The organism is Pseudomonas sp. KCJK9016 (assembly GCF_046231795.1).
Taxonomy (GTDB): domain Bacteria; phylum Pseudomonadota; class Gammaproteobacteria; order Pseudomonadales; family Pseudomonadaceae; genus Aquipseudomonas; species Aquipseudomonas bananamidigenes.
The window spans coordinates 89374-102358 of the sequence record NZ_JBJJMM010000013.1 but is presented as its reverse complement, the minus strand read 5'-3'; the positions used below and the strand labels follow the sequence as shown (position 1 = coordinate 102358).

11 protein-coding genes are annotated in these 12985 nt (G+C 62.2%); all 11 read left to right on the top strand.

What is annotated here, in order from left to right:
- Positions 1-147 precede the first annotated feature (147 nt).
- The 11 genes from ACK6BI_RS14935 (at position 148) to ACK6BI_RS14885 (ending at position 12977) form a co-directional block, all read left to right on the top strand.
- Positions 148-1770, top strand: coding sequence for a methyl-accepting chemotaxis protein (locus ACK6BI_RS14935; protein ID WP_409317666.1), 1623 nt, complete (start codon positions 148-150; stop codon positions 1768-1770).
- A complete protein-coding gene (locus tag ACK6BI_RS14930; RefSeq protein WP_409317665.1) occupies positions 1770-2306 on the top strand; it encodes a chemotaxis protein CheW in 537 nt (178 codons plus the stop codon). The genes ACK6BI_RS14935 and ACK6BI_RS14930 overlap by 1 nt, the downstream gene beginning before the upstream one ends.
- Complete coding sequence (locus ACK6BI_RS14925) at positions 2303-3580, top strand: CheR family methyltransferase (protein WP_409317664.1); 1278 nt, start codon at positions 2303-2305, stop codon at positions 3578-3580. Before ACK6BI_RS14930 ends, ACK6BI_RS14925 begins: the two co-directional genes overlap by 4 nt.
- A complete protein-coding gene (locus tag ACK6BI_RS14920; protein WP_409317663.1) occupies positions 3577-4260 on the top strand; it encodes a chemotaxis protein CheW in 684 nt (227 codons plus the stop codon). The genes ACK6BI_RS14925 and ACK6BI_RS14920 overlap by 4 nt, the downstream gene beginning before the upstream one ends.
- On the top strand, positions 4257-6563 hold the full coding sequence (locus tag ACK6BI_RS14915; RefSeq protein WP_409317662.1) for a hybrid sensor histidine kinase/response regulator: 2307 nt from the start codon (positions 4257-4259) through the stop codon (positions 6561-6563). The genes ACK6BI_RS14920 and ACK6BI_RS14915 overlap by 4 nt, the downstream gene beginning before the upstream one ends.
- A complete protein-coding gene (locus tag ACK6BI_RS14910) occupies positions 6560-7570 on the top strand; it encodes a chemotaxis response regulator protein-glutamate methylesterase (RefSeq protein WP_409317661.1) in 1011 nt (336 codons plus the stop codon). Before ACK6BI_RS14915 ends, ACK6BI_RS14910 begins: the two co-directional genes overlap by 4 nt.
- A 48-nt stretch (positions 7571-7618) precedes the next feature.
- Complete coding sequence (locus ACK6BI_RS14905; protein WP_409317660.1) at positions 7619-8620, top strand: diguanylate cyclase domain-containing protein; 1002 nt, start codon at positions 7619-7621, stop codon at positions 8618-8620.
- A 221-nt stretch (positions 8621-8841) separates the two neighbouring features.
- Positions 8842-9937, top strand: a protein-coding gene (gene prfB / locus ACK6BI_RS14900) for a peptide chain release factor 2 (protein WP_260522355.1) whose coding sequence is annotated in 2 segments (ribosomal slippage) — positions 8842-8913 and positions 8915-9937 — 1095 coding nt in all. Because the reading frame shifts where the segments join, the coding sequence is not laid out codon by codon here.
- Between the two features lie 113 nt (positions 9938-10050).
- On the top strand, positions 10051-11553 hold the full coding sequence (gene lysS, locus ACK6BI_RS14895) for a lysine--tRNA ligase (RefSeq protein ID WP_065259681.1): 1503 nt from the start codon (positions 10051-10053) through the stop codon (positions 11551-11553).
- A gap of 118 nt (positions 11554-11671) precedes the next feature.
- Entirely contained in the window at positions 11672-12376 is a 705-nt protein-coding gene (locus ACK6BI_RS14890; protein ID WP_065259698.1) for a TetR/AcrR family transcriptional regulator, read from the top strand.
- A 46-nt stretch (positions 12377-12422) separates the two neighbouring features.
- On the top strand, positions 12423-12977 hold the full coding sequence (locus ACK6BI_RS14885) for a hypothetical protein (protein WP_409317659.1): 555 nt from the start codon (positions 12423-12425) through the stop codon (positions 12975-12977).
- Positions 12978-12985: the final 8 nt, after the last annotated feature.

Sequence of the window (12985 nt, the reverse complement as noted above, 5' to 3'; positions counted from 1 at the left end):
CGCCACCCTCCGATTCCTTGAAAGTCCCTGCCCAGAGCCCGCCCCGTTTACTACCGGAAGGCCTGAGCGCGGCAAACCGTCTTATAAATGAAACACCGCCCTCAGCTATACTCCCCCGCAATTTCGATCTGGCCCCGAGGACTGACTGTGAAGAACTGGACGTTGCGCCAACGCATTTTGGCGAGCTTTGCGGTGATTATCGCCATCATGCTGTTGATGGTGGTTGTCTCGTATTCACGGTTGTTGAAGATCGAGGCCAGCGAGAGCAGCGTGCGTGATGACGCGGTTCCCGGTGTCTATTACAGCTCGATGATCCGCGGCAGCTGGGTCGACAGCTACTTGAAGACCCAGGAGTTGCTGGGGCTCAAGGAAGGCCAGGGCGTCAGTGCCGAAGACGCGGCAAATTACAAGGCGTTCGAGGCCAGGCTTCAGATGTTCATGGGCAGCTACCGCAATACGCTGTTCACCGACGAGGATCGCACCGAGTTCGCCGCATTCGAGAAGGATCACGACGATTACATGCAGATCCAGGATGTCGTGCTGGACCTGCACAAACGTAATCAGGAAGTCGAAGCAATCAAGATGTTCAACGAGAAGTTGACTCCGGCGTGGATCAACGGCCGCATGAAGCTCAACGACATCATTGACGAGAACAAAAAGGTCTCCGAGCAGGCCATGAACGCTATCAATGATGCCGTGGCGGGTGCCAAGTTCAGCATGTTCGTTTCGCTGGTGGTGGCGGTGCTCGCGGCGGGCCTCTGTGGCTTGCTGCTGATGCGTGCAATCATGGCACCGATGAACCGCATCGTGCAGATCCTGGAAACCATGCGCACGGGCGACCTGAGCAGCCGTTTGAACCTCGAGCGCAAGGATGAGTTCGGCGCAGTGGAAACCGGCTTCAACGACATGATGACCGAGCTCACCGCGCTGGTGTCCCAGGCCCAGCGCTCGTCGGTGCAGGTCACCACGTCGGTGACCGAGATCGCCGCCACCTCCAAACAACAGCAGGCCACCGCCACCGAAACCGCCGCCACCACGACTGAAATCGGCGCTACATCCCGCGAGATCGCGGCGACCTCCCGGGATCTGGTGCGTACCATGACCGAAGTGTCCACCGCCGCCGATCAGGCCTCGGTGCTGGCCGGCTCCGGGCAGCAAGGCCTGGCGCGCATGGAGGAAACGATGCACTCGGTGATGGGCGCGGCGGATCTGGTCAACGCCAAACTGGCGATCCTCAACGAGAAGGCCGGCAACATCAATCAGGTGGTAGTGACCATCGTCAAGGTTGCCGACCAGACCAACCTGCTGTCGCTGAACGCCGCGATCGAAGCGGAGAAGGCCGGTGAATACGGCCGCGGTTTTGCCGTGGTCGCCACCGAAGTGCGGCGGCTGGCGGATCAGACCGCCGTGGCCACCTATGACATCGAACAGATGGTCCGCGAGATCCAGTCGGCGGTGTCCGCCGGGGTGATGGGCATGGACAAGTTCTCCGAGGAAGTGCGTCGTGGCATGGCCGAAGTGCAGCAGGTCGGCGAGCAGCTGTCGCAGATCATCCATCAGGTACAGGCGCTGGCGCCGCGGGTGCTGATGGTCAACGAGGGTATGCAGGCCCAGGCCACCGGCGCCGAACAGATCAACCACGCGCTGGTGCAACTGGGTGATGCCAGCAGCCAGACGGTCGAGTCGTTGCGTCAGGCCAGTTTCGCCATCGACGAGCTGAGCCAGGTGGCCGTGGGCCTGCGCAGCGGCGTTTCGCGATTCAAAGTCTGATGAGCGAAATCACCGCCAGACGCAACGCTGCACCCGTGGCGAAACAGGCCCTGTTCCTGCTGTTTCACATCGGCGGCGAGCGCTATGCCTTGCGCGCCACCGAAGTGGCCGAAGTGCTGCCGCGCCTGCCGTTGAAACCGATTGCCCGGGCGCCGCACTGGGTGGCGGGCGTGTTCGCCTACCGCGGCTCGGTCGTGCCGGTGATCGATCTGAGTGCCCTGACCTTCGGTCAACCCGCCGAGGTACGCACCAGCACACGTCTGGTGCTGGTGCATTACCGTGCGGACGATTCGCAGCCGTCGCAATGGCTCGGGCTGATTCTCGAACAGGCCACCGACACCCTGCGTTGCAACCCGGATGATTTCCAGCCGTACGGTCTCGACAATCGTCAGGCGCCGTACCTGGGCCTGGTCCGGGAGGATGCTCGCGGGCTGGTGCAATGGGTGCGGGTCAACGACCTGCTGGACGAGTCAGTGCGTTCGTTGCTGTTTCCGACGCCGCCGCTGGACCCAAAGCGACTTGAGGAACAGCCATGAGCAGCGATCAGCGCTTCTTCGACTTCCTCAAGGAACGCATCGGCCTTGATGTCGCTTCGGTGGGGCCGGCGATTATCGAGCGGGCGGTACGCCAGCGCATCACCCTGTCGCAAACGGTCACGGCCGACGAGTACTGGCAAACGCTGCAAGGCTCGCGGGACGAACAGCAAGCGCTGATCGAAGCGGTGATCGTCCCCGAGACCTGGTTTTTCCGTTACCCGGAATCCTTCGCCACCCTGGGCAAACTGGCACGCAAACGCCTGGCCGAACTGAACAACATGCGGGCGCTGCGCATCCTCAGTCTGCCGTGCTCCACTGGTGAAGAACCCTATTCGATTGCCATGGCATTGCTGGATGCAGGCCTCAAACCCCATCAATTCAAGGTCGACGGCATGGACGTCAGCCCCCTGTCCGTGGACAAGGCGCGACGGGCGCTCTACGGCAGGAACTCGTTTCGCGGCCAGGCGCTGGACTTTCGCGAGCGGCACTTCCTGGCGGAGAACGAGGGTTATCGGGTGAATGAAATCGTCCGCGAACAGGTACGCCTGCAAGTGGGCAACGTGCTCGATCCGGCGTTGCTGGCCAACGAGCCGCCGTTCGATTTTGTGTTCTGCCGTAACCTGCTCATCTATTTCGATCAGCCGACCCAGCAGCAGGTATTTGCCGTGCTCAAGCGCCTGACCCATGTCGACGGCGTGCTGTTTATCGGCCCGGCAGAGGGCAGTCTGCTCGGAAGACTGGGCATGCGTTCGATCGGGATTCCGCAGTCTTTCGCGTTCACTCGCCACAGCGATCCGCAGCCCGAACCGCTGCCGATGCCGGTCGCTGTCCCGACCCCGTTGCCCGTGCGCCAACCGGTGCGCAGCACGCCACCGCCGCCGGTGCGCAATCGCCCGTTTGCCGCTGTGACGCCGTTGCCCGCCACCGCCAAAAGCCCGAATCCCGACGCGGCGACCCTGCTGGCCAACATTGCCGCCCTGGCCAACGAAGGCAAGAGCGCCGAGGCCCGTGCCGCGTGCGAACAGTATTTGCGCAGTCATGAACCGGTGGCCCAGGTGTTCTACTGGCTCGGGCTGCTCAGTGATGTCGCAGGCTCTGCGCTCGAAGCCCAGAGCTACTATCGCAAAGCCCTGTACCTTGAACCGCAACACCCCGAAGCCCTGATGCACCTGGCCGCGCTGCTGCAGACCCAGGGTGATGCGGCGGGTGCCAGACGATTGCAGGAGCGTGCCGCCCGCAGCGGTCGCACCGCAGACAGTGAGCGTAAACGATGATCCCGTCCGACACCTTGAACGTCACCCACGAAGACGCCCGGGCGATCGACGATTGCTGGAACCGCATCGGCATTCACGGCGACAAGTCCTGTCCGTTGCTGGAGGAACACATTCATTGCCGCAATTGCTCGGTGTACTCCGCCGCAGCCACGCGCCTGCTCGACCGCTATGCATTGCAGCAGGACGAGCGCGATCCGGTGGCGACCCAGGTCGAAACCGAGCTGAAAACCCGTTCGCTGCTGATGTTCCGCCTCGGCGAAGAATGGCTCGGCCTGGCCACCCGCAGTCTGGTGGAGGTCGCGCCGATGCAGGCCATTCATTCCTTGCCGCACCAGCGCTCGCGGGCTCTGCTTGGCGTGGCGAACGTGCGCGGCGCACTGGTGGCATGCCTGTCGCTGGTCGAGCTGCTCGATCTCGATAGCAGTGCTGCCCCGGTAACGGGGGCGCGGATCATGCCGCGCATGCTGATCATTGCGGCTCAGGGCGGTCCGGTGGTGGTGCCGGTGGATGAAGTCGATGGCATTCACGCGATCGACGAACGCATTCTTGATGCCGCCTCGCACTCCGGGGCGCAGGCCAGTGCCAAATACACCCGCGGTGTGCTGCCTTTCAGAGGCCGCAGCCTGCGCTGGCTGGATGAAGAACAGTTGCTGTCTGCCGTGACCCGGAGCCTCACATGACCCCCGAGCAAATGCGCGACGCGTCCCTGCTGGAGCTGTTCAGCCTCGAAGCCGAAGCCCAGACCCAGGTACTGAGTGCCGGGCTGCTGGCGCTCGAGCGCAATCCGACCCAGGCCGATCAGCTTGAGTCCTGCATGCGTGCGGCGCACTCGCTCAAGGGGGCCGCGCGGATCGTCGGCATCGACAGCGGCGTCAGCGTCGCCCACGTCATGGAAGATTGTCTGGTCAGTGCCCAGGAGGGGCGCCTGTTCCTGCGTCCGGAACATATTGATGCGCTGTTGCAGGGCACCGACCTGCTGATGCGCATCGCCACGCCGGCCAATGGCCCGCAACCGGCGGACATCGACGCCTATGTGGCGTTGATGGGCAAGCTGCTCGATCCGGCAGGGCCGGTGGTCGAAGTTGTTGCACCGAATAAGCCGGCGATGGCCGAACTGCAGCTTGAGCCTGTGCCTGCGCCGTTGAGTGAACCGGTGCCGGTTGAGGCTCCCGTCGAGACTCTCCCGGCGGAACCTTCACCCGCACCGCGCAAGAGCAAGCGCGCTGCCGAAGGCGGCGAGCGGGTGCTGCGGGTGACGGCCGAACGCCTGAACAGCCTGCTCGATCTGTCGAGCAAATCCCTGGTGGAAACCCAGCGCCTCAAACCGCACCTGGCCACCATGCAGCGCCTCAAGCGCATGCAGAACAATGGCCTGCGGGCGCTGGAAAGTCTCAATGTGCATCTCAAGGAACATGCCCTGAGTCTGGAGGCCCAGGAAGCGCTGGAGGATGCGCGACGTCTGCTCGCTGAATCCCAGCAATTGCTTTCGGAGAAAAACGCCGAACTCGACGAGTTTGCCTGGCAGGCCAGTCAGCGTGCGCAAGTGCTGTATGACACGGCGCTGGCCTGCCGTATGCGGCCGTTCGCCGATGTGCTGTCCGGACAGGTGCGCATGGTGCGGGACCTGGGCCGCAGCCTCGGCAAACAGGTGCGCCTGGAAATCGAAGGCGAGAAAACCCAGGTCGACCGCGACGTGCTGGAAAAGCTCGAAGCGCCGCTGACCCACCTGCTGCGTAACGCAGTGGATCACGGCATCGAAACGCCGCAGGAACGTTTGCTCAGAGGCAAGCCCGAAGAGGGGCTGATACGCCTGCGGGCCTCGCACCAGGCCGGCCTGCTGGTGCTGGAACTGAGTGACGACGGCAATGGTGTGGACCTGGAAAAAGTCCGGCGCAGCATCGTCGAGCGTCAGTTGTCGCCGGCGGAAACCGCCGCGCAGTTGAGCGAAGAGGAACTGCTGAGCTTCCTGTTCCTGCCTGGTTTCAGCCTGCGGGACAAGGTCACTGAAGTCTCCGGCCGTGGTGTCGGTCTCGATGCGGTGCAGCATATGGTCCGCCAGTTGCGCGGCGCGGTGGTGCTGGAGCAGACGGCAGGCGAGGGCAGTCGCTTTCATCTCGAAGTGCCGCTGACCCTGTCGGTGGTGCGAAGTCTGGTGGTGGAGGTCGGCGACGAGGCCTACGCTTTCCCTTTGGCACACATCGAGCGCATGTGCGACCTGGCGCCGGACGACATCGTGCAGGTCGAAGGCCGTCAGCATTTCTGGCACGAGGGGCGGCATGTCGGTCTGGTCGCGGCCAGTCAGTTGTTGCAGCGCCCGGCCAGTCAGAACAACAGCGAAATGCTGAAGGTCGTGGTGATCCGCGAGCGCGAGGCGATCTACGGCGTGGCGGTCGAGCGCTTCATCGGCGAGCGCACGCTGGTGGTGCTGCCGCTGGACGAGCGACTGGGCAAGGTGCAGGACATTTCCGCCGGGGCCTTGCTCGATGACGGGTCGGTGGTGCTGATCGTCGATGTCGAAGACATGCTGCGCTCGGTGGACAAGTTGCTGAACACCGGGCGCCTGGAGCGTATCGCCCGCCATGGCCGTCAGGGTGCGGAAGCGGCGCGCAAGCGGATTCTGGTGGTCGACGACTCGCTCACCGTGCGTGAACTGCAACGCAAGCTGCTGCTCAATCGCGGCTATGACGTGGCGGTGGCCGTCGACGGCATGGACGGCTGGAACGCCCTGCGTTCCGAGGATTTCGATCTGTTGATCACCGATATCGACATGCCGCGCATGGACGGCATCGAACTGGTGACGCTGCTGCGTCGTGACAATCGCCTGCAATCGCTGCCGGTGATGGTGGTGTCCTACAAGGATCGCGAAGAAGACCGGCGCCGGGGACTGGACGCCGGGGCGGACTATTATCTGGCCAAGGCCAGTTTTCATGACGACGCCTTGCTCGATGCTGTGGTTGAACTCATCGGAGGAGCGCGGGCATGAGGATCGCGATCGTCAATGACATGCCCCTGGCGGTGGAGGCCCTGCGCCGGGCGCTGGCCTTCGAACCGGCGCATCAGGTGCTCTGGGTCGCCAATAACGGCGCCGAAGCGGTGCGGCTGTGTGCGGAAGATACGCCGGACCTGATCCTGATGGACCTGATCATGCCGGTGATGGACGGCGTCGAGGCCACCCGTCGAATCATGGCCGAGAGCCCCTGCGCGATTGTCATCGTCACCGTCGACCGCCAGCAAAACGTGCACCGGGTGTTCGAGGCCATGGGCCATGGTGCGCTGGACGTAGTCGACACGCCGGCCCTCGGCGCCGGCAACGCCCAGCAGGCGGCGGCACCGCTGCTGCGCAAAATCCTTAACATCGGCTGGCTGATCGGCGAAAAGACCGCGCGCTCGCGGCCGGCCCAGACCCCGCCGCGCAGTTCGGCGTCATGCCAGCGGCTGGTGGCGATCGGCTCGTCAGCGGGTGGCCCGGCGGCGCTGGAGGTTCTGCTCAAAGGCCTGCCGCGCAATTTTTCTGCCGCCATCGTGCTCGTGCAGCACGTCGATCAGGTGTTCGCCGCCGGCATGGCCGAATGGCTGGCCAGCGCCAGCGGCCTTGACGTGCGCCTGGCCCGGGAAGGCGAGCCGCCGCAGGCGGGTGCGGTGCTGCTGGCCGGCACCAATCATCACATCCGGTTACTCAAGAACGGCACGCTGGCCTATACCGCCGAGCCGGTCAACGAGATCTATCGCCCCTCGATCGACGTGTTTTTCGAAAGCGTGGCCCATTACTGGAATGGTGACTCTGTCGGGGTTTTATTGACCGGGATGGGACGCGACGGGGCCCAAGGGCTTAAGCTCATGCGTCAGCAGGGCTATCTGACCATCGCGCAGGATCAGCAAAGCAGTGCCGTGTACGGCATGCCCAAGGCCGCCGCGGCCATTGATGCAGCCGTAGAAATCCGTCCACTGGAAAAGATTGCGCCACGATTGCTGGAGATTTTCCCCAAATGAACGTATTCATCCGCAATCCTGGCCTCCGCATCACTCAGGTGACCGCCCATGAATGATTTACAGATCGATGACATCAAAACCGACGAGAACGCCGCCATGGTGTTGTTGGTGGACGATCAGGCGATGATTGGCGAAGCCGTGCGCCGCGGGCTGTCGAATGAAGAGAACATCGACTTTCACTTCTGCTCCGATCCACAACAGGCTGTGGCCCATGCGGTGCGGATCAAACCGACGGTGATCCTGCAGGATCTGGTGATGCCCGGTCTCGATGGTCTGACGCTGGTGCGCGAATACCGCAATCATCCGGCGACCAAGGACATCCCGATTATCGTCCTGTCGACCAAGGAAGACCCGCTGATCAAGAGCGCGGCGTTCTCCGCCGGGGCCAACGATTACCTGGTGAAACTGCCGGACAACATCGAACTGGTTGCGCGCATCCGTTACCACTCGCGCTCCTATATGACCCTGCTGCAACGGGACGCGGCGTATCGCGCGCTGCGGGTCAGCCAGCAGCAGTTGCTCGACACCAACCTCGTACTGCAACGCTTGATGAACTCCGACGGCCTGACCGGGCTGTCCAACCGCCGGCACTTCGACGAATACCTGGAACTGGAATGGCGCCGCTCGCTGCGGGACCAGAGCCAGATGTCGTTGCTGATGATCGACGTTGATTACTTCAAGTCCTACAACGACACCTTCGGTCATGTCGAAGGCGACGAAGCCTTGCGCAAGGTCGCCACGGCGATTCGCGAGGCCAGCGCACGGCCGTCCGATCTGCCGGCACGTTATGGCGGAGAAGAGTTTGCGCTGGTGTTGCCCAATACCTCGCCGGGCGGGGCGCGGCTGGTGGCGGAAAAACTGCGCCAGACCGTCGCCGCGCTGAAGATTCCGCACAATGCGCCGGCTGAAGGTTCCAGCCTGACCATCAGCATCGGCCTGGCGACCATGGTGCCCGAGGCGGGCAGCGATTGCCGGTTGCTGATCTCGGCGGCGGATCGTGGTCTGTATCAGGCGAAGAACAACGGGCGCAATCAGGTGGGGATCGAATAGGGAGGCAATACCCCCGTGGGAGCGAGCCTGTTCGCGAAAGCGGCCGCACCGTCGACATCGATGTCGCCTGATGCACAGTCTTCGCGAGCAGGCTCGCTCCCACAATCGATCAGCATCATGTCAAGTGAATCGTCTCAAGAGCCGCCGGACGGGCTGCCGTGACAGCCTGATTACGTTATACTCGCCGGCTTTCAAAAGTTTGCCAACGAGTGCTGCCCGCCATGGAAATCAATCCGATCCTGAACACCATCAAGGACTTGTCCGAGCGCTCCGAATCTATTCGGGGGTATCTTTGACTACGATCAAAAGCATGAGCGTCTGATCGAAGTCAATCGCGAGCTTGAAGATCCTGCCGTCTGGAACAAGCCCGAATACGCCCAGGAACTGGGCCGCGAGCGCTCTGCGCTGGCGCAGATCGTCGAGACTCTTGACGAACTGGCCACCGGCCTGGCCGACTCCCGTGAGCTGCTCGACATGGCCGTCGAAGAAAACGACGAAGGCGCGGTCAACGACGTCGTCGAAGTGCTGCAAGGTCTCGAAGAGTCCCTGGCGCAGCTGGAATTCCGTCGCATGTTCAGCGGCGAGATGGACATGAACAACGCCTACCTGGACATCCAGGCCGGTTCCGGCGGCACCGAAGCCCAGGACTGGGCCAACATCCTGCTGCGCATGTACCTGCGCTGGGCCGACAAGCGCGGTTTCGACGCGACCATCATGGAGCTGTCGGCCGGTGAAGTCGCCGGGATCAAGGGCGCGACCGTGCACATCAAGGGCGAATACGCCTTTGGCTGGTTGCGTACCGAGATCGGTGTACACCGTCTGGTGCGCAAGAGCCCGTTCGACTCCGGCGCCCGTCGCCACACCTCGTTCTCGGCGGTGTTCGTGTCCCCCGAGATCGACGACCGCGTCGAGATCGACATCAACCCGTCGGATCTGCGCATCGACACCTACCGTTCTTCCGGTGCCGGTGGTCAGCACGTAAACACCACGGATTCCGCGGTACGTATCACCCACGTCCCGACCAATACCGTGGTCAGTTGCCAGAACGAACGTTCCCAGCACGCGAACAAGGACACCGCCATGAAAATGCTGCGGGCCAAGTTGTACGAGCTGGAAATGCAGAAACGCAACGCCGCCTCCCAGGCGCTGGAAGACAGCAAGTCCGATATCGGCTGGGGTCACCAGATCCGTTCGTACGTTCTCGATGACTCGCGCATCAAGGACCTGCGTACCGGCGTCGAGCGCAGCGATTGCCAGAAAGTCCTCGACGGCGACCTCGACGGTTACCTGGAAGCCAGCCTGAAATCGGGGCTGTAAGCCTGCAATACAGGATCGCCTGACACCGCGATTCCTGTAGGAGCCAGCCTTGCTGGCGATCCCCGGGCCGTCAGGCTCGGGGGCAACGAACCTGTGATGGAAAATTTAAAGACATGAGCGACCAACAACCCGATTCGCAAGCCCTGCAACAGGAAGAAAACTCCCTGATCGCCCTGCGCAAGGAAAAGCTTGCTGCCGAGCGCGCCAAGGGCAATGCCTTCCCGAACGACTTCCGTCGCGAAAACTACTGCGATGCGCTGCAGAAACAGTACGCGGACAAGACCAAGGAAGAGCTGGCAGAGGCTGCAATCCCGGTCAAGGTTGCCGGTCGCATCATGCTCAACCGTGGCTCGTTCATGGTGATCCAGGACATGACCGGTCGCATTCAGGTCTACGTCAACCGCAAGACCCTGTCCGAAGAAACCCTGGCCGCGGTGAAAACCTGGGACATGGGCGACATCATCGCCGCCGAAGGCACCCTGGCCCGTTCCGGCAAGGGCGACCTGTACGTCGAGATGACCAGCGTGCGCCTGCTGACCAAATCCCTGCGCCCGCTGCCGGACAAGCACCACGGCCTGACCGACACCGAACAGCGCTACCGTCAGCGTTACGTTGACCTGATCGTCAACGAAGACGTGCGCCAGACCTTCCGCGTGCGTTCGCAAGTGATCGCGCACATCCGCAGCTTCCTGATGAAGCGCGACTTCCTCGAAGTCGAAACGCCGATGCTGCAGACCATTCCTGGTGGCGCCGCGGCCAAACCGTTCGAAACCCACCACAACGCGCTGGACATGGAAATGTTCCTGCGTATCGCGCCGGAGCTGTACCTGAAGCGTCTGGTGGTCGGTGGCTTCGAAAAAGTGTTCGAGATCAACCGCAACTTCCGTAACGAAGGCGTTTCGACTCGTCACAACCCTGAATTCACCATGTTGGAGTTCTACCAGGCTTACGCCGACTACGAAGACAACATGGACCTGACCGAAGAACTGTTCCGCGAACTGGCACAACTGGTGCTGGGCAGCACCGATGTGCCATACGGCGACAAGGTGTTCCACTTCGGCGAGCCGTTCGCCCGTCTCTCGGTGTTCGACTCGATCCTCAAGTACAACCCCGAGCTGACCGCCGATGACCTGAACGACATCGACAAGGCGCGTGAAATCGCCAAAAAGGCCGGCGCCAAGGTGCTGGGCTTCGAAGGTCTGGGCAAGCTGCAGGTGATGATTTTCGAAGAGCTGGTCGAGCACAAGCTCGAGCAGCCGCACTTCATTACCCAGTACCCGTTCGAAGTTTCGCCGCTGGCCCGTCGCAACGACGAGAACCCGAACGTCACCGACCGTTTCGAGCTGTTCATCGGTGGCCGTGAAATCGCCAACGCCTACTCCGAGCTCAACGATGCGGAAGACCAGGCCGAGCGTTTCATGGCCCAGGTGGCCGACAAGGACGCCGGCGACGACGAAGCCATGCACTACGACGCCGATTTCGTTCGCGCGCTGGAGTACGGCATGCCGCCAACGGCAGGCGAGGGTATCGGTATCGACCGTCTGGTGATGTTGCTCACCAACTCGCCGTCGATCCGCGACGTGATCCTGTTCCCGCACATGCGGCCACAAGCGTAAGTGTTTCAATAAAAAAGCCGCCTGAAATGGGCGGCTTTTTATTGCCTGTCTGGTACAAACGTATCAAATGGTTAATTTTGAACAAAACAACAGAGGTATGCCTGTCGTGATCGGTGCAATGGCTCAAGAAGGTGCAGCGGGTATCGCCACTGCGGTCGCTGAAAGTGTTCAGTACCAGGGTCGCAAGGCCAGCCGACAGGGCAGCGAGCAGCGTCGCCAGGACATTCTCGATGCGGCGATGCGCATTGTCGTGCGCGATGGCGTGCGCGCCGTGCGCCATCGCGCGGTGGCGGCCGAGGCTGGCGTGCCGTTGTCGGCCACCACTTATTACTTCAAGGACATCGATGACCTGCTCACCGATACCTTCGCCCAGTACGTCGAACGCAGTGCGGCCTACATGGCCAAGCTGTGGATCAACAACGAAGGCCTGTTGCGCGAAATGGTGGTCAGCGGCGACGGCAGCCCGGAGTCGCGTTCGCAGCTGGCGGACGATATCGCCCGGTTGATGGCCGACTACGTGCACCGGCAACTGGTCAATCGCCGGGAGCATTTGATGGCTGAACAGGCTTTCCGCCAGGAAGCACTGCTCAACCCGCGACTGGCGGAACTGGTCCGTTCTCATCAGCAGATTCTGTTGCAGGGCACCTGCCAGTTGTTCCAGGTGCTGGGCTCGCGCGAGCCGAAGCAGGACGCCAAGGTGTTGACGGCGATTATCGGACGGATGGAATATCAGGGCCTGCTCAACGACGCCGAGCCTTTGGCCGAAGAGGACATGCTCGGCATTCTGACGCGCTACATGCACCTGGTACTCGCGTCGGTGTAACGCTCCCACAGGTCCGGTGGCGAGTTCGGTTCATAGGGAGTGTCGAATGAAAGCCTGGCGTGGCGCGTTGATCGCGCTGTCGTTCCTGCTGCTCAGCGGTTGTCTGGTGACCTTCAAGGATCCGCTGCCCGCCCGTGAGCCGGCGCCCAAAGGGCTGCTCGGGCAATGGGCGAGCACCAATGCCTGGGGCGAACCGATGAATCTCGAGCTGACACGCCTGGGCAATGACCGCTATCAGGCGGTGACCTGGTTCAAGGCGCGGCCTCAGGAGCGTGAAGCCTACCCCTTTACCGTGTCGCGCCATGGCAACCGCTGGTACCTGTCGGCAAAGGTGCCGGCGCATTATGGCGGGCACTTCACCATCGCCGGTTTCGAGATCACCGACAAGCGCGAATTGGTGATCTACAACCTCGACCTCGAACAGATCAACCAGGCCATCGCGCAGAAAAGCCTCGACGGGCAAGGGTTCCAGACCGATGACGGTGACGGTGTGCTGGTCGACAGCGCGCTGGAAAAGGTCTTTGCTTACCTCGACGATCCGGCCAACTCTGACGTATTCGTCGAAGCGGTGCGCTATCAGCATCAGGCCAAAGCCAAATAATTCAGTTC